The following is an 18,482-nucleotide window of genomic DNA, read 5'->3' as shown; positions in this document are numbered from 1 at the left end:
ATGAAAACAGCACGTTTTTTCTGGTTTTATTTTAAACGCTATAAACTATCCTTTCTATTTATTTTTCTAGCGATTATTGTGTCAACCTACCTCCAAGTTCAAGCTCCGGTATATCTAGGGAATGCCCTATCTGAGTTAGGGACTTGGGCTCAGCAGTATTTTGAAGCTAAAGCAATGAGTGATGCAACAGGAGCCACCTTGGTTAAGCCGAGTATGGAGGCTTTCGGCTCCATTATGTGGAAATTATTTTTAACCTATTTGTTCACGACACTCTCGATGTTAATTTATATTCTGCTCTTTACACGGATTGTGGCACACTCCACCAATCGGATGCGGAAAGGATTATTCGGGAAGTTGGAGCGTTTGACGGTATCCTTCTTTGATCGGCATAAGGATGGAGACATCTTGTCACGTTTTACTTCGGACTTGGATAATATTCAAAATTCTTTTAATCAAAGTCTGACACAAGTAGTTTCAAACATTGCTCTGTATATTGGTTTGGTTTGGATGATGTTTGTGCAACATGCACAATTGGCTTGGGTGACTGTAGCTTCTACGCCAATCGCCTTTCTATTGTTGGTTTTTATTGTGCGTATGGCTCGAAAATATACCAACCTTCAACAGGCTGAAGTAAGTGAGTTGAATGCTTACATGGATGAAAAAATCTCTGGTCAAAAAGCAATTATTGTACAAGGGGTTCAGGAAGAAACAATTGAAGGCTTTATGGTCTTGAATAATCGGGTGCGCCAAGCTACGTTTAGAGGCCGTTTCTTTGCAGGTTTGTTATTCCCAGTTATGAACGGGATGAGCTTGATCAACACGGCTATTGTGATTTTTGTTGGTTCGACCTTGGTTCTCAACGATTCGTCGATGACGACGGCGGCGGCTCTTGGTTTGGTTGTTACCTTTGTACAATACTCTCAGCAGTATTACCAGCCAATTATGCAAGTGGCTTCGAGCTGGGCTGAGTTGCAATTAGCCTTCACAGGAGCTGGTCGCATTCAAGAAATGTTTGATCAGGAAGAGGAAATCCGTCCAGTCAATGCTCCTCACTTTACAGAATTGAAGGAAGGAGTCAACATTGGAGGGATTGACTTTGGCTATCTTCCTGGTCAGAAAGTGTTGAACAATGTTAGCATTGAGGCTCCTAAGGGAAAAATGGTGGCCGTTGTTGGACCAACTGGTTCGGGTAAGACAACAATCATGAACTTGATTAACCGTTTCTATGATGTCGATACTGGTTCCATTAAGTTTGATGGTCGTGATATTCGGGACTATGACCTAGATAGCTTACGGCAGAATGTTGGTATTGTTCTTCAGGAATCGGTTCTCTTTAGTGGAACTATCCGTGATAATATTCGTTTTGGTGTTCCGGATGCTCCTCAAGAAATGGTCGAAGCTGCTGCTAAAGCAACTCATATCCATGACTTTATTATGACTTTGCCAGAAGGCTATGACACCATCGTGGACGATGACCAGAATGTCTTCTCGACAGGTCAAAAACAATTGATTTCCATTGCTCGAACTCTGATGACAGACCCACAGGTCTTGATTCTAGATGAGGCGACCTCTAACGTTGACACCGTGACGGAAGCCAAAATTCAAAGTGCTATGGAAGCCATTGTGGCTGGTCGGACCAGCTTTGTAATTGCTCACCGTCTCAAAACCATTTTGAATGCGGATGAGATCATTGTTCTTAAAGATGGACAAGTCATTGAACGTGGAAATCATCATGAACTATTAGTGCAAGATGGTTTCTATGCGGGTCTTTATAAAAATCAATTTGTATTTGAATAGAGATTGCTTTAACGAATTTGAGGAAGTGGGAAACACCTGCAATTGCAGGTGGCTCCCTAACCACTTTGTCAAAGAACTTTTATTAACAAAGAAGAGGCTGCTACTGGCCTCTTTTTTGGATAGATGCCCCTTTCTTCGTTTTGTGAGTGAGAGGTTTACTCCTTATTATGCTGCCTTTTTCCACGCTATCTTCGAATGAATAAGTAGGAGGGAGCTTATGTTTTCGAAAAAAGATTATCGGATGCAGGTGGATTGGAAGGACTGTGGAGTAGCTTGTTTGGCTATGATTTTAAGCTACTATGGTTCGGATTATTCCTTGGCTTATTTACGAACCTTGACCAAGACGGGTTTAAACGGGACGACGGCTTTTGGCTTGGTTAAGGCTGGAGAAGCATTGGGGTTGATGTGCCAACCTTTGAAATTGGATTTGGAGAATCTAGCAAGTGCGGTGATGGTGAAACCGGTCTTGGTTCATGTGGTCAAGGAGGGGAAATTTCCTCATTACTATGTGGTTTATCAAGTGACGGATAGCAGTATTTACCTTGCAGACCCGGATCCAACAGTTGGATTGGTGGAGTATAGTCAAGCTGAGTTTTTGAAGGAATGGACTGGCGTTTCCTTGCTTTTTGAGCCAGGACCGGAGTATCAAGCTCAGCAGCGGGGGGAGACCTCCTTTTGGTCACTATTTAGGTTGCTGTTTCAGGAGCGAAGACTGTTTGGGGCGATTGTTACGCTGAGTCTTTGTTTGACCTTGCTCACCATTCTGTCCTCCTATGGTTTGCAGTGGATTGTAGATGTTTTCTTGCCCAAAAACCGTATGGATTGGATTAGTCAATTAAGTCTCTGTCTACTTTTTGCAGCAGGCCTCCAAGCCTTACTGCAATTCGGCAAACAGTATCCTTTGGTTCTCTTAAGCCGACAGCTGTCGTTGAAGTTGTTGGAGGACTACCTCAGTCATGTTTTTGGTTTGCCCATGAGCTTTTTCGCCACGCGTCGCAGTGGTGAGATTCTTTCCCGTTTTACGGATGCCAACCAGATTATTGAAGCCTTAGCATCCCTCAGTTTGACCCTGATTTTAGATGGTTTTACTTTAATCAGTCTCAGTATTGCCCTGGTCTGGCAATCTCGGCAGCTCTTTTTATTGGCCTTGTTGTTGATTCCTCTTTATACTTTTTTGTTTTTTGCCTTTCAGAAAAAATTCAAGGACTATCATCAGAACCAGTTGGAAGCGGGCTCTCAATTGTCTTCTAGCTTGATGGATCATCTCAAGGATATGGAGACGCTCAAGGCCTTGGCGATTGAGGAGAGAGCCCTCGTTCAGAATAAGGACTATTTGGAAAACTTTTGGGACAAGGTCTGCGCCTACAGTTGTGTTGAGCAGATTCAGGCAGCACTCAGGCATGCTCTACAGGTAGGGACAACGGTGGTGATTTTTTGGTGGGGTTCTCACTTGATTCTAAGTGGGCATCTGAGCCTAGGTCAACTTTTGACTTTTACCAGTCTTTTGGGTTATTTTACAGGACCATTGGAGAATTTGCTGCAGATTCAAGTGCAGGTACAGAAGGCTCAAGTAGCCTACCAGCGTCTCCAGGAGGTTTATCAAGTGCCATTGGAAAAACAGACACCTCATGAATTAGAGGTTGGAGATCAGAGTGGTTTGCTTGTGCAGAATGTCGATTTTGCTTATGATTATGGGAGCCTTCTTCTTAAATCAGTCACTTTAGAGATTCCCCCTGGGCAGAAACTAGGGATTCTAGGAGTATCAGGCTGTGGCAAAACGAGTCTTGCCAAACTCTTGGTGGGCTTCTACCGCCCCTTGGAAGGAGAGGTGAAGTTGGCAGGACAAGATCTCTCCGCTATCAACCCCCATGCTCTACGGCGGCAAGTACAGTATCTAGCTCAAAATGCTGGGTTATTTCAAGGAACCGTACGGGACAATCTTCTTTGGGCGGCAGCAGATGGAATGAAAGAGGCAGGTTTGTGGGAAGTTCTAGCACTGGTTGAGGCTGCGGATTTTGTGGCTGCCCTTCCCTTGGGCTTAGATACGCAAGTGGGGACTGACGGGACTGCTCTGTCTACAGGGCAGATTCAGCGTTTGGCCTTAGCTCGAACTCTCTTGACGGGGGCTGACTACCTTATCTTAGATGAGGCGACCAGTCATTTGGATTCCGAAACTGAAGAGCGCGTTTTTGAACGTCTCTTGGCCTTGGATAAGACGTTGGTTGTCATCACTCACCGCTTGGATTTAGCTCAGAGGTTGGAACGGATTGTGCTTTTGGAAAATGGGGAAGTTAAAACCACTGCCATTTGACAGTGGTTTTGGGGATTGCTATGTTAAAATTCTCGGTAAACATAGGGGGTTGTAGGTTCTTCAATAGGATTCCAGTCTGTTAGTTCTAGGGTAGGCAGGCTTTGCTTGAGGTCTTTATGGAAATGGATAGCGATTTTCCCTTTGGCGGAGATCCAGGTATTGTCAGGGTAGGACTGGTCTTGGCCAGTGGTTAAGAGTCCATAGACACCGGAATCCGCAATGCAGTGGATAATTCCGAAGCGGAAGAGGAATTGTTGCTGGGCTTGTTTGGGGTCGTTGTAGACAAAGCCAGTCATTTGGACCTCCTTGCCTAAGAATTGATCGGGATAGTCGTAGAGGGCTTCCATGAATTCCATATAGTTCTGGGTGGTTACTTGGATGGTATCCTCCTTGAGGTACTTGGCGGCAACGGCCTGCATTTCGGTTTCATAGGCTTTTTTGGTGAAGTAGGAACTGGTGTCAGGTTTAAGGTACTGGCTTGAAGTTCCTTCGTCTGCTTGGATTTCTGCCGATGCCCCTGCCGCTAGGGGGAATTGGTAGCCCTTGGCCGAGACAGTCGTGGAATCGAGACTGACGGTGGGGAACAGAAAACCAACTAGAAGAGGGATAGCCAGGACTAGGTAGGCTAGTCGCTGACTGGATGAGCCCTTTGTTTTTTCTTCCTTCAAAAGAAGGCGTAATTGAATCAGGGCTAAGAGAAAGGTCAGGGCCATGGAGAGATAGGCTAAGTAGGAGTAATGCAGGTTGATATAGTGGTCGAGTTTACCGCTCCAAGTCAGGTAGAGGCTGAGCTCGAAGTAACCGGCTAGAATTAAAAAGCGAATCATAGGAGGACCTCCAAACTAGCTGCGAAGAGGAAGACGACAACCACGGTAACTAGGATGAAATCACGAATAAAGGATTTTTGGAAAACGCGGGTCATCATGAGTAGGTTCTTGATGTCAAGGACAGGTCCAATGACCAGGAAGGCTATAACTGGTGCCATTCCAAAGCTTCCTAAGAGGGAGGAGCCGATGAAGGCATCGGCTTCGCTACAAAGAGAGAGAAGGAAGCTGAGTACCATTAGGATGAGAATGGCGATAAAGGGATTGCTGGAAATACTGGTCAAGATATGGGTTGGGATATAGACTTGGACACAGCTGGCAAAAAGGGCACCGAGTATGAGGTAGCGACCGGAGTCAAAGAATTCATCAATGGCATGAATCCAGGCTTGAAAAAAGTGCCCTTGTTCTTGATTGGTGTGCTTGTGTCCATGTAGAGGTAAGGCTTTGTGGTCGACTAGGATATCTCCAGTCCAGACGAATCCAAGTAGAATACCTAGGACTTGTGCTAAGAGGAGAGAGCCCAAGGCACGGGTCAGGGCAAAGAGCCAGGAATTCCCAAAGGCTGAAAAGGTTGCAAAAAGGACAATCGGATTAATAACAGGTGCTGTTACCAAGAAGGGAAGGGCCGTATAGGCTGGGACCTTTTTCTTGAGGAAGCGGTGAATAATCGGGATAATACCGCATTCACAGGAGGGGAAAATGAGCCCCGCAAAGGAACCGATTAGAATATTGAAGAATTTATTTTGGGGTAGAAGACGGACGACTTTTTCAGGGGTCAGGTAGACCTCGATGAAGCCCGAAATGATACTACCGAGGAGTACGAAAGGCAGGGCTTCGATGACAATCGACAAAAAAATCGCGGACATCTGCAAAAAACTCGTAGGTAGGTCTGAGAACATAAGAGCTCCTTTCTATTGCTTACCATTATATCAAAAGAGTCGCAAGGTCTACCTTTGAGAGGGGGGCGTGCTGTTGAGTAAGTCTCAAAGAGTCTCTAAGTTATTATTAGGCTTTCAGTATTGGAGGGGGCGGAGTAAGTTCAGGTACTTGGAGACCTCCTTTGGTGTATAATAGAAGGAATGAGAAATAGGAGGAAGTCATGCGTTTACGTGGTTTTGAATTAGTAAGTCAGTACAGTGATTCTCAATTATTACCAAAGCGAGAAACGGCTCAGGCCGCTGGTTATGATCTAAAAGTGGCAGAAGCTATGTTGTTGGAACCTGGTGAAATCAAGTTGGTTCCAACTGGAGTTAAGGCTTATATGCAAGCCAATGAAGTGCTCTACCTTTACGACCGTTCTTCGAATCCGCGCAAGAAGGGGTTGGTCCTCATCAATTCTGTTGGGGTGATTGATGGAGACTATTATGGCAATGAAGCCAATGAGGGACATATCTTTGCCCAAATGCAGAATATTACCGATCAGCCAGTTTCCTTGGAAGTAGGAGAACGGATTGTTCAGGCCGTCTTTGCCCCCTTCCTCTTAGCAGATGGGGATGAAGCCAGTGGACAACGTCGGGGTGGCTTTGGTTCCACAGGTCGTTAGGAGTTTGCATGGCTAAGAAAAAATCAACTTTTATCTGTCAAAACTGTGGTTACCACTCGCCTAAATATATGGGGCGTTGTCCGAACTGTGGCGCTTGGTCTTCCTTTGTGGAAGAAATTGAACAGACTGAAGTCAAGCATGCGCGTGTGAGTCTGACGGGCGAAAAGGCTAAGCCGATGAAACTCAACCAGGTAACATCCATCGACGTATCTCGGACGAAGACTGGTTTGGAAGAATTCAATCGCGTCCTAGGTGGCGGAGTGGTTCCAGGGAGTCTCGTTTTAATTGGAGGAGATCCAGGGATTGGTAAATCCACCTTGCTTTTGCAGGTTTCCACACAGTTGGCTCAACTAGGAGCTGTTCTGTATGTTAGTGGGGAAGAATCTGCTGAACAAATCAAGTTGCGGGCGGAACGTTTAGGGGATCCTGATTCGGACTTTTATTTGTATGCTGAGACCAACATGGACAGTATTCGGACAGAAGTCGAGCGCTTGCAGCCGGATTTTCTGATTATTGATTCCATCCAGACCATTTTGTCACCAGATATTTCCAGTGTTCAAGGTTCAGTGAGCCAAGTGCGGGAGGTGACCAATCAACTCATGCAGTTGGCTAAGACGAACAAGATTGCCACCTTCATTGTGGGGCATATGACTAAGGAGGGGACTCTTGCGGGTCCTCGGACTTTAGAGCATATGGTAGATACTGTGCTCTATTTTGAAGGTGAGCGTCAGCACACGTTTCGGATTTTACGAGCTGTTAAAAACCGTTTTGGATCGACCAATGAAATTGGCATCTTTGAGATGCAGTCAGAGGGGTTGGTGGAAGTGCAAAATCCTAGTCAGGTTTTCTTGGAAGAACGTTTGGACGGAGCGACAGGTTCGTCCATTGTGGTGACTATGGAGGGGACTCGTCCTATTTTGGCGGAGGTTCAGGCCTTGGTGACACCCACTATGTTTGGGAATGCCAAACGAACGACCACGGGCCTTGATTTTAATCGAGCAAGTCTGATTATGGCCGTTTTGGAGAAACGGGCAGGTTTGCTCTTACAGAATCAGGATGCTTATCTCAAGTCAGCTGGTGGTGTGAAACTGGATGAGCCGGCTATTGACTTGGCGGTAGCAGTCGCAATTGCTTCTTCTTATAAGGATCTACCGACACAACCGGATGAAGCCTTTATCGGAGAAATCGGCTTGACGGGAGAAATCCGGCGAGTCAATCGAGTGGAGCAACGGATTCAGGAAGCGGCTAAATTAGGCTTTAAAAAAGTCTATGTCCCTCAAAATTCTCTCCAAGGGGTCAAACTTCCTCATGGAATTGAGGTTATCGGGGTGACTCGTATTTCAGAAGTCTTACAGAAGGTGTTTGGATGAACTATGATGTGATCTTACTAGTAGCAGGTTCAGGGAGCCGGATGATGGCAGATCGTAACAAGATTCTGCTAGAATTGGAAGGTCAGCCTATTTTTTCCTATAGCTTGAAAGTCTTTCAGGCGGATTTGGACTGCCAGCGTATTATCCTAGTTGGTCGTCCCGAGGATCGGCCAGCCTTTGAACCGTATCTATCTTCGCGAGTTGTTTTTGTGACAGGTGGAGCCGAACGTCAGGATTCGGTTCGGCTGGGCTTGGAACAGGTGGAAGCGGAGTGGGTGATGGTTCATGATGGTGCCCGTCCTTTTATCTGTCTTGATCAGCTCCAGGAACTGAAGGCCCAGCCAAATTCTATTTTGGCGGTACCAGTCAAGGATACCATTAAAGAGGTCGCTGCTGGGATGATCCAACAGACGGTACCTCGGGAGCGCTTAATGGCGGCTCAGACGCCTCAGTTTTTTGAGCGGGCGTTATTGGTGGATGTTCATGAGCAAGCTCTACAAGCGGGCTATCTAGGGACGGATGATGCGAGTCTAGTGGAAGCCTTCAGCTCAGTTCAGGTTGCCTTACTTCAGGGTTCTTATTGGAATGTGAAGATGACGACGCCTGAAGATTTAATTTTAGGACAAGCAATTAGAAAGGAGATATTCAAATGATCCGAATTGGCCAGGGGTATGATGTGCATGAGTTGGTAGAAGGTCGGCCCTTGATTGTGGGAGGTGTTACTTTGCCCTTTAACCGTGGGCTAAAGGGGCATTCTGATGCGGATGTTCTTCTTCATGCCATTACCGATGCTCTTATCGGTGCTCTCGGACGTGGGGATATCGGCCATGCCTTTCCTGATACGAATCCCGAATTAGAAGGTATTGCTTCTACTAAAATTTTGTCCTTTATATATGGAGAAATGAAACAAGCGGGTTATCGTGTTGGCAATATTGATGCGACCCTTTTGGCCGAGCGGCCCAAAATGGCACCGCATTTGCCAGCTATGAAAAAAGTGATTGCGGATTTGCTTCATATGGAGGAACAGGCAGTGAATCTCAAGGCGACCACAACAGAAAAACTTGGATTTGTGGGACGTGAGGAAGGGATAGCTGCTCAGGCAGTTCTGCTTTTGGTGAAGGAGTAGGAAATGATCAGTGATCGTGATTATATAGAAGATCAGTTGGTGGATTTCATTGAGAGAGTTGATCCTGAGCGGGTCTATGTTTATGAAATTGCTGCGGATTTAGGGGGCTATGCGGCGAATGATCAGTTTCGCTTTTTGGAGCTAGAGGAGCGGGCGACAAATTTGCTTTTGGCTCGTGAGCCGCTTGAACGCTTGCAAGTTCGACGAAGTTGGGTTTTGTATCCGGGAATTTTAGGGGAATGGGAGATCGACTTCGACTTGTTTTTGAATTCCTAGACTTGTGGTATAATTTCAAAAAAAGATAAATGAGGATAGAATTGTGACAAAAAAGATTCGGGTGCGTTACGCACCAAGTCCAACGGGACTGTTGCATATTGGAAATGCGCGGACAGCGCTCTTTAACTACCTATTTGCTCGTCATCATGGGGGAGATTTTGTGATTCGGATTGAGGATACCGATCGCAAGCGCCATGTAGAAGATGGGGAACGTTCGCAGTTGGAAAATTTGGCTTGGTTGGGCATGGACTGGGATGAAAGTCCTGTAAATCCTGGAGAATTTGGGCCTTATCGCCAATCAGAGCGGTTGGAAATTTACCAAACCTACATTGATCAACTGCTAGAAGCTGGTTTGGCCTACAAGTCTTATGTAACAGAAGAAGAATTAGCCGCTGAACGTGAACGCCAAGAAGAAGCTGGTGAAACTCCTCGCTATATCAATGAATTCTTGGGTATGTCTGAAGATGAAAAAGCTGCCTACATCGCTGAGCGTGAAGCAGCTGGGATTCAGCCAACTGTTCGTCTGGCTGTAAAAGAAGAACAAATCTACAAATGGTCAGACATGGTTAAGGGAGAGATTGAGTTCGAAGGTGGCAACATTGGTGGAGATTGGGTGATTCAGAAACGCGATGGCTATCCAACTTATAACTTCGCAGTTGTGATTGATGATCACTTGATGGAGATTTCACATGTAATCCGTGGAGATGATCATATCGCCAATACACCAAAACAATTAATGGTTTATGAAGCTCTAGGTTGGGAAGCGCCTATCTTTGGCCACATGACTTTGATTATCAATAGTGAAACTGGTAAGAAACTATCTAAGCGGGATACCAATACCCTCCAATTTATCGAAGATTATCGTAAAAAAGGCTACCTACCAGAAGCCGTCTTTAACTTTATTGCCCTTCTAGGATGGAATCCAGGGGGTGAAGAAGAAATCTTTAGTCAAGCGGAGTTGGTGAATATATTTGATGAAGCTCGTCTTAGCAAGTCTCCAGCAGCCTTCGATCAGAAGAAGCTAGACTGGATGAGTAATGAGTATTTCAAGAAAGCTGACTTAGAGACTGTTTTAGCTTTGACCAAGCCATTCTTAGAGGAAGCTGGCCGTTGGACGGATAAGGCTGCGGAGATGGTGGCTCTATATCAACCGCAACTGATTGCGGCAGAGGATATTGTGCCTTTGACAGACCTTTTCTTTGGAGACTTCCCAAGTCTTACTGAAGAGACTGCTGCGGTGCTTGCAGGTGAGACAGTTCCTGTGGTCTTATCAGCTTTCCGTCAGAAACTAGTTGATTTATCTGAAGGAGATTTCCAAGTGCAGCAGATTGCTCCTCTCATTAAGGAAGTTCAAAAGGAAACGGGTGTCAAAGGGAAAAATCTCTTTATGCCAATCCGTGTGGCTGTATCTGGGGAAATGCATGGTCCAGATTTGCCGAACACGATTTTCTTATTAGGAAAGGAAAAGGCATTAGCTCACTTAGACCAAGCGCTTTCTAGTCACTCTTAATAGACCAGAGACTAGGCACCAACAAGTAATGAATGGAACTATATAGATTGGTGCGACCTGTTAGCGAGTTAAAAATTGAATAAGAAATTACGAAAAGGATTGGATTCTGTATGGTACAGGATTCAGTCCTTTTGATTTTGCCGTAACAAGCAATTTGAAGAAAGGTGCTATCGTTCTATGGCCTAGGTTGATTTTCTTCTTGTACCACAGATTCAGCTTGCGATAAGTTTTCAGATGCGGGTTTTCTTTGTTTGGATGTGTTGCCTCTCATCTTTTTTTTCTCTATAAAAATGCGACAAGGTGTCTAGAATTTGATGGGATGACATCGCAGTGTACCGAGTCGGATTTAGTCCTTATTGCTAATAAGAATAATAGGAATGAACAGGGAGAGAGAATTAAAAAAGCTCTAAAATAAACTAGAAGATAATATGCATTTTTTTTGATATGTTTTTTAATACTTCGACAGACTTTGATTCTTCTTAGAAAAATATGTTTTTTAGTTTAGGAAAATTTTAAGGTAAAAGCCTATGAAATCAACTTTTTTTACAAATGTTTCATTTTGTTGGCGTGCTTCTTTTTAGTTTACAGAACTACTAAAAAATGTTATCATAATACAGCCTATAGTATTCGTATCGTTGTGTTCGTATGCTAGGTTAATAATTTTATAAAGGAGAACAAAAGACGACATGAAGAAAAACATGTTTGATCGCTCGGTTCAGAGATTTTCGATTCGAAAATACTCATTCGGTGCGGCTTCTGTCTTGCTAGGAACCTTGCTTTTTGCTGGTCAAGGTGTCCAAGCAGAAGAAACAGCAGCTTCTGATACCGGCGATAACACTGAAGCTTCTACAGGTTCCTCTTCGGAGACTGTCGAAGTTCCTGCAGATTCGTCTACGTATGCTGCAACGGCTACTTTAGAGCCAGTAGCAGCAAGTGCAGTAGCTGAGTCTGTAAGTTCAGAACCGTCTACTGCTACGTCAGAAAACCCTGTTTCTAGCAATACTACCACAGTTGCTACTTCAGATAGCTCTGAGGAAAAGAAAGAAACAGAGGAAGTAAAGACAGAAAGCAAGGAGTCGGAAACAGTTCGTCCCCATGAAGTAGCTTATACTAGCGCTTTTCGTGCAGCCGTAGCACCAGATACAGCTACTGTTGTAACGACTTGGGATCAGTTTGTATCCGCTCTCTCAAATGCGAGCGTCACAGATATTAAAGTTCAAGGACAAATTTTTGCACCAAATACTGTAAATGGAATTACCAATGGTAATGGTGCTTCTGAGGCTGCAAACGCTAAAGAAAAAGCGGTCGATCGGACTCTATCTTTAGCAATTGCTAACCGTGCTTTGAATATCTATGGTGACGGCGCTAACAGTGGAATTGACTTCCGTTCATACTCTATCAAACCTACAGCTAGTGCAGTTGGAGACATCCTCTTCAGCAACTTGAGCATCTATAGTGCCAATTCAAAAGGGCCTATCGATCTCAGCCAAGCTAGTGCTTCAAAAATTACATTTGAAGATGTTAAGAGTGAAGGGGTTATGTTTGGTGGCGGTCAAAATACGACAGTTGTCATCAAAGGTAACACAACTTCGAACTTGGCAGATAGCTACGCATCACTAGCCGGTGGAACTCAATATGTTCAGATGAACGTACCACACAATGGTTTGTATGCTGAGGGTGAGTCTAATGAAGACAAGAAACAACCACGTGGAGCGAAACAAGCAACTCGACGTGCAGCGAATATTCATTCTGCTAAGAATGTTGTTGTTGAGTCAGATGCTAACTTCACATTGAACCGTGCATCTGAAGGTGACGGAATTAGTCTTCCAAGTAACTCAGTGGTTGAGGTGAAAGATAAGGGATCAATGACGATCAATATGAATACGTCATCTGATACTTCTAACTCAGCTCGTTACCACAATGCGGCGATCTTTATGCCACAAAATGGTACTGTGAAGACTGGTAAAGAATCTAAACTGGCGATTAATTCATCAATCGGTCAGGCTATTTCTATCGGTGTTCGTCGTCCAGGAGATACGGTGACAGATGCGAATCGTTTTGGTGGGTACGGCGTCCGTAATACAACGAAAATCACAGGTTCTTCGGCAACAATTTCGATTGGAGAAGAGGCAACGGCTACCTTCACAGGTCGTGATAGTATCATTACTGGTCACAACGCTACCTTCACATCTGGTGAGAAATCTAAAGTAGATTTCAAAAACAAAGGTCGTGGGGTTGCGATGGACCTAGGGGATGACTCCCACATTCTCTTCGGGAAACATTCGAATAACGTCTTTGAATCTGATGGTAAAGCTCCTTACAATGGCAATGGAGCAGCTTCAGGTAGTTACGATGGTTATAACTACATTGGGGTTAATGAGCAAGGAACGATTACAGTTGATAATTACGCACGTTTTATTGTTGTTGCTAAAAACCGTAATGGAAGCCAGAAAATCGGAAATGAATATGACGATTTGATTTCCCTTGATTCTCAGAAAGGGACAGCTACAAAACCGTTGTTTGTCGCGAATCCAGGTTCTATCACGGATATCCGTGATGACAACAATAACTTTTATGCTGAGTTGATTTCTGTGCCATTAGGGGCAACAAAGAATGTTGTTTTCCGTATTGATACGCCACTTTACTTCAGTTTGCAGCGTTACTCAACGCCAGAAGGTCGACAAGTTGGAGATCCTAACGGAAAATTACCAAACTCGACGCCGCAAGGATTTAATCCTCCTCCAGCTGGAACGCCTAACTTGGTTTATGGGAATACCAAAGGAACTAAGATGGAGTTTGTTATCGATAACAGCTTAGGAGTCGATAGTTATACAGTTTATGCACGTAACGAAGGAACTCATCGTGCTCCATTGCAAAAAGATACATCTAAACAAAACTCTGTTTGGGCAAATATTAAACAGGGTGATGTTGCGCTTGATGGATTTGGTGGACCAATCACAATTTCTGGAAGTGACCCATCTATTAGGTTGGCAAACTCTCCTGGTGGAATTTTACCAGTTGAGCCAAACAATAGTAAAGATAGAAGCTATGACATTGACGTAGCGACGCAAAACTCACACAGTGTTTGGGTTCCAAACGGAACGAAAATCAATCCACTTGCAAAACATACAAATACTGTTGAGTATTACGTGAAGCAAGCAGATGGCTCTCTCATGCCGTTGAGTCAATTTGTTGCAGGTGAGAAAGATTCCGTAACGGAACGTTCTGACTGGGAACGTAAGATGGATATTGTCCTTGATGTTGATGCCATGAAGCAGCAATTTGCGAATACGGTCATTGATAGTGGAAATACCTTCTTGAAAGAGTATGCAAAAGTTCCATATTCACCAAAAGCAGATACAGGTTGGACCTTGACTGCAAATAGTGAAACTAAGAATACCTACTCTACAATTAATAAGAGCTTGTCTGGCTATGTGGCTACAATCACAGAATCCAATGTACCAAATCTTCAAAATCTTGTTGGTCAACGAGGTCAAGGGGAGAGTGTTCATGCGGTATTGGATGCTTCTAATATTACTGATACAATCCTAACCGATAGTAATGGTAAGAAGGTTGTTAGTGATTCTTATTGGAAAGACTTTAATAATACCGGATTCCCAGAGAATTATCTCACAAAAGTTGTCTTTGAGTTAACCGATACAGCGAAAGTTGTTTATCGAAATACTGCAGATCCAGCTAACCCAGTTGTTCTTTCTGATTCTGGCTCTTTGGCTGGAGGTGCAGGTGATTCTGTTCCTTATACGGCTGATCAAGTACGTGCCAAATTGGAAGAGTACAAGAAGGCTGGGTATGAGTTACTAACAGATGGTTATACTGGTTATACTTATAATGAAACAACAAAATCATTTGAACGTACAGGAACAACGGTTCCAACATTTGATGGTGTAGATGGTGAGCAAGTCTTTAATGTTGATTTGAAACCTCGTGTTGTTCCAATTACACCTGAGAAACCAGTTGATCCAAATAAACCAGTTGATCCAACGGATCCAACATCACCAAATTATCCAAATCCAGATAATCCAGAAGCCCTCAAATTAACAGAGGATGTGAAACGGACTGTTCGTTATGTAGATCAAAACGGTAATGTTGTTTCGCCAGAAGTGGTTGACAATCTTGGATTTAAACGTGAAGGTACCATTAACCTTGTAACAGGAGAAACAACTCTTGGTGATTGGACACCAACTGCTGGCGATAACTTTGAAAACAAAAAATCACCAGTCGTGAAAGGCTTTGTCCTTGTTGATCCAAATCAAGTAGATGCGGGATCTCATACAGGTGTGAAGGCGACTGATCCAGACTATGTTGATACAGTAACGTATAAACCAATTTCACGCTATGTTCCAGAATTTCCTGCAGGTTCAACACCAACGAACCCATGGACAGAAGTTCCATACGTGAATGATCCAACGGATCCAAGTAAGATTGTTCCACCAACTGATGAAACACAACGAATTCCATACATTGAGGGAATGGTACCAACCAATCCAGCAGATGGTTCTCCATTACAACCAGTTGATCCGAATGATCCAACAAAAGGTTACGTTCCTCCTGCACCAACAGATCCAGGAGTAGAAACGAAGATTCCTTATAAATCTGTTGTAGACCAAGCACAAGTTATCTACCGTGTTGTATCAGCAGATGGTAAGACAGTTGTAAATCCTGAAGTTGCGACTTCTGGCTTGTTAGATGGTACAGCAGGAGCTGAAATCACTTATTCAACAACAGCAACCTTGAAAGATTTGTACCTCAAAGGTTACAAACTTTCAGAGAACTCAACTGTTGAAGGAAACAAATATCGTTCTGGTTTGAAGTTTGACGGTCAAAACGGAGTGGATACTTATTATGTAGATGTGACACCAATTATTGTCCCTGTTACTCCGGAAAAACCAGTTGAACCAAACAAACCGGTGAATCCAGATACACCAGATCTACCTAAGAATCCAGATCCAACAGATCCAACAACTCCAAACTATCCAACACCAGATAAGACAGACATTCTGACATTGACAGAAGATGTGAAGCGTACGGTTCGTTATGTGGATGAATCTGGTAAAGTTATTGCGGAAGAAGTTGTTGATAATCTAGGATTTACCCGTACAGGAACCATTAACTTGGCGACAGGTGAAACTACTCTAGGTGAGTGGACACCAACAGCAGGTGATAGTTTCGAAAACAAAAAATCACCAGTAGTTCCAGGTCATATCTTGAAAGATCCTAGCCAAGTCGAAGCAGGATCTCATACAGGTGTGAAAGCAACTGATGAAGACTATGTTGATACAGTTGTTTACGTTCCAGTTTCGAAATATGTTCCATCATTCCCAGATGTTCCAGCTGAAGATAAGCCAAATAATCCATGGAGTGAGGTTCCATATAAAGAGGATCCAACGAATCCAGCGAAATTGGTTCCACCAACAGATCCAACTCAAGTAATTCCATACATTCCTGAGTTTGAACCAACTATTCCACTACAACCAGTTGATCCAAATGATCCAACGAAAGGTTACATCCCTCCTGCACCAACAGATCCAACAAAAGTAACAGAAATTCCATTTGCACGAATTGATGCTGCGGTTGTTGTGTATCAATATGTTGAGCAAGACGGTAAGACTGTTGTCCGTGAATTGGAACGTTCAGAAGAATTCAAAGGTAAGAAGGGTGAAACCATTGGAACAAATGGTGTAGCTTACACTACCGCAGAAACAATTGCTAAGTACAAGAAACTTGGCTATGAGCTTGTGAATGATGGTTATCCAGCAGGTGCTACGTTTGACGGTACTAAGGGAACTGATACTTACTATGTAACCCTTAAGGCGAAGTTGGCACCAGTAACACCGGAGAAACCAGTTGATCCAAATAAACCAGTTGATCCAAACGATCCGGATTCACCAAATTATCCAGATCCGAAGGACCCAGATGCGAAGGATCCAAGTAAGATGTTGAAAGATGTTACACGTACCATCCAATATCTCGAGCAAGGTACAGAAACTGTCCTTAGCGGAGAAGTTTCTGATAAAGTAAGCTTCCGTCGTGAAGGTGTTGTAAACCTTGTGACTGGTGAGGTGGTTTGGAATGATGCGGGTTGGACACCAGCGACAGCTGAATTTACCAACCGAACTTCTCCAGCTATCCCAGGCTATCACTTGGTAGATGCAACTCAAGCGGAATTTGGAGCTCACACAGGTATTACCAATGCTAGTGAGAATATTGTAGATAAAGTCTACTATGCTAAAAATCCTGATCCAGATAAGATTGTGGCACAGGTTGTCTATCGTGAGGTAGGACCAGACGGAACAACAGTTGTGAAACAACTTGAAACTTCCGGCCAATTAACTGGTGAAAAAGGAAGCGATATTCCATATACTCAAGAGAACGTGAACACGGTTGTGGCGAAATACCATGGCCAAGGTTACCAACTTGTTAAGAATGGATATCCAGATAATGCGAAATTTGATGGTGAACTAGGTTCTGTTACAAACTACTATGTAGATTTGAAACCAATTATTATTCCTATTACACCTGAAAAACCAGTAAATCCAGGTCAACCAGTTGATCCAACAACACCAGGTTACCCAGATCCAAGTGATCCAAACCCACCAGCGTATCCAAATCCAGATAAAGAAGAAGCGAAAACCCTCACAGAAGAAGTGAAGCGGACAATTCGTTACGTAGATGAATCTGGTAAAGTTCTATCACCTGAAGTGGTTGATAGTCTTGACTATCGTCGTGAAGGTACGATTAATCTGGTGACTGGTGAAACAACTCTGGGTGAGTGGACACCGGTGGCAGGAACAAACTTTGATAACAAGAAATCACCAGTGATTTCAGGTTATGTTCTTGTAGAACCATCTCAAGTCGAAGAGGGAGCTCATGAGAACGTTAAAGCTACGGATGAAGATTACGTAGATGTGGTTGCGTACAAGCCAATTTCACACTATGTTCCGAAATTCCCAGATGGATCCACACCAACAAATCCATGGACAGAGGTTCCGTATGTAAACGATCCAACTGATCCAAGTAAGATTGTTCCACCAACGGATGAAACTCAACGTATTCCATATGTTGAAGGATTTGTACCAACAAATCCAGCAGATGGTTCACCATTACAACCAGTTGATCCAAATGATCCAACAAAAGGTTATATTCCTCCAGCACCAACAAATCCAGGTGTTGAAACAACAATTCCATATGTTGTAGAAGATAAACCAGTTGATCCAGATGCCAAAGATGATCAAGCACAAGTTATCTATCGTGTTGTATCAGCAGATGGTAAGACAATCGTAAATCCAGAGATTGCTACATCTGGTATTATCAATGGTAAAGAGGGTGCACGAATTACTTATTCAACAGCTGCAACCTTGAAAGACTTGTACCTCAAAGGTTACAAACTTTCAGAGAACTCAACTGTTGAAGGAAACAAATACCGTGCTGGCTTGGCCTTCGATGGTAAAGATGGAGTGGATACTTACTATGTAGATGTGACAGCAATTGTTGTCCCTGTAACTCCGGAACAACCAGTTGAACCAAACAAACCGGTAAATCCAGATACGCCAGATCTACCTAAGAATCCAGATCCAACGGATCCAACAACTCCAAACTATCCAACACCAGATAAGACAGACATTCTAACATTGACAGAAGAAGTTCTTCGTGATGTTCGTTACTATGTCCGTGGTAAGGATGGACAACTGACAGAAATGACGCCAG

11 protein-coding genes are annotated in these 18,482 nt (G+C 43.8%); 9 read left to right on the top strand and 2 right to left on the bottom strand.

Annotated features, from left to right (window positions below):
• Positions 1–1,797 carry an ABC transporter ATP-binding protein gene (locus E4T71_RS02535; RefSeq protein ID WP_135036397.1) on the top strand — a complete coding sequence of 599 codons (1,797 nt, stop codon included), beginning with the start codon at positions 1–3 and terminating at the stop codon, positions 1,795–1,797.
• Positions 1,798–2,014: 217 nt separating this feature from the next.
• Positions 2,015–4,108 (top strand): peptide cleavage/export ABC transporter, encoded by a 2,094-nt coding sequence (locus tag E4T71_RS02530; RefSeq protein ID WP_135036394.1) that lies wholly within the window; start codon positions 2,015–2,017, stop codon positions 4,106–4,108.
• Between the two features lie 23 nt (positions 4,109–4,131).
• Here the strand turns inward: E4T71_RS02530 and E4T71_RS02525 are convergent, their stop codons facing one another.
• Both E4T71_RS02525 and E4T71_RS02520 read right to left on the bottom strand, forming a co-directional pair.
• Complete coding sequence (locus E4T71_RS02525; RefSeq protein ID WP_135036391.1) at positions 4,132–4,935, bottom strand: TIGR03943 family protein; 804 nt, start codon at positions 4,933–4,935, stop codon at positions 4,132–4,134.
• Positions 4,932–5,831: a permease gene (locus E4T71_RS02520; RefSeq protein ID WP_135036388.1), complete on the bottom strand. Its 900-nt coding sequence runs from the start codon at positions 5,829–5,831 to the stop codon at positions 4,932–4,934. The genes E4T71_RS02525 and E4T71_RS02520 overlap by 4 nt, the downstream gene beginning before the upstream one ends.
• 200 nt (positions 5,832–6,031) lie before the next feature.
• On the opposite strand from E4T71_RS02520, the gene E4T71_RS02515 reads away from it, so the two are divergent.
• The 7 genes from E4T71_RS02515 to E4T71_RS02485 form a co-directional block, all read left to right on the top strand.
• Complete coding sequence (locus tag E4T71_RS02515) at positions 6,032–6,475, top strand: dUTP diphosphatase (protein ID WP_135036385.1); 444 nt, start codon at positions 6,032–6,034, stop codon at positions 6,473–6,475.
• 8 nt (positions 6,476–6,483) lie between these two features.
• On the top strand, positions 6,484–7,845 hold the full coding sequence (gene radA / locus E4T71_RS02510) for a DNA repair protein RadA (RefSeq protein ID WP_135036382.1): 1,362 nt from the start codon (positions 6,484–6,486) through the stop codon (positions 7,843–7,845).
• The gene (gene ispD / locus E4T71_RS02505; protein WP_135036379.1) at positions 7,842–8,498 is read left to right on the top strand and encodes a 2-C-methyl-D-erythritol 4-phosphate cytidylyltransferase; all 657 of its coding nucleotides are present in this window, start codon (positions 7,842–7,844) and stop codon (positions 8,496–8,498) included. The genes radA and ispD overlap by 4 nt, the downstream gene beginning before the upstream one ends.
• Complete coding sequence (gene ispF, locus E4T71_RS02500; protein ID WP_135036376.1) at positions 8,495–8,971, top strand: 2-C-methyl-D-erythritol 2,4-cyclodiphosphate synthase; 477 nt, start codon at positions 8,495–8,497, stop codon at positions 8,969–8,971. Before ispD ends, ispF begins: the two co-directional genes overlap by 4 nt.
• Positions 8,972–8,974: 3 nt before the next feature.
• The gene (locus E4T71_RS02495) at positions 8,975–9,247 is read left to right on the top strand and encodes a hypothetical protein (RefSeq protein WP_135036374.1); all 273 of its coding nucleotides are present in this window, start codon (positions 8,975–8,977) and stop codon (positions 9,245–9,247) included.
• A gap of 43 nt (positions 9,248–9,290) precedes the next feature.
• Positions 9,291–10,757, top strand: coding sequence for a glutamate--tRNA ligase (gene gltX, locus E4T71_RS02490; protein ID WP_135036371.1), 1,467 nt, complete (start codon positions 9,291–9,293; stop codon positions 10,755–10,757).
• A gap of 686 nt (positions 10,758–11,443) precedes the next feature.
• The coding region (locus E4T71_RS02485) for a pectate lyase-like adhesive domain-containing protein (RefSeq protein WP_135036368.1) at positions 11,444–18,482 on the top strand (7,039 nt) is incomplete at its 3' end.

It is taken from the genome of Streptococcus sp. WM07 (assembly GCF_004570525.1).
In the GTDB taxonomy this organism is placed as follows: Bacteria; Bacillota; Bacilli; order Lactobacillales; family Streptococcaceae; genus Streptococcus.
Note: the sequence above shows the minus strand (reverse complement) of the source record. Positions and strands in the feature narration are given on the sequence as shown.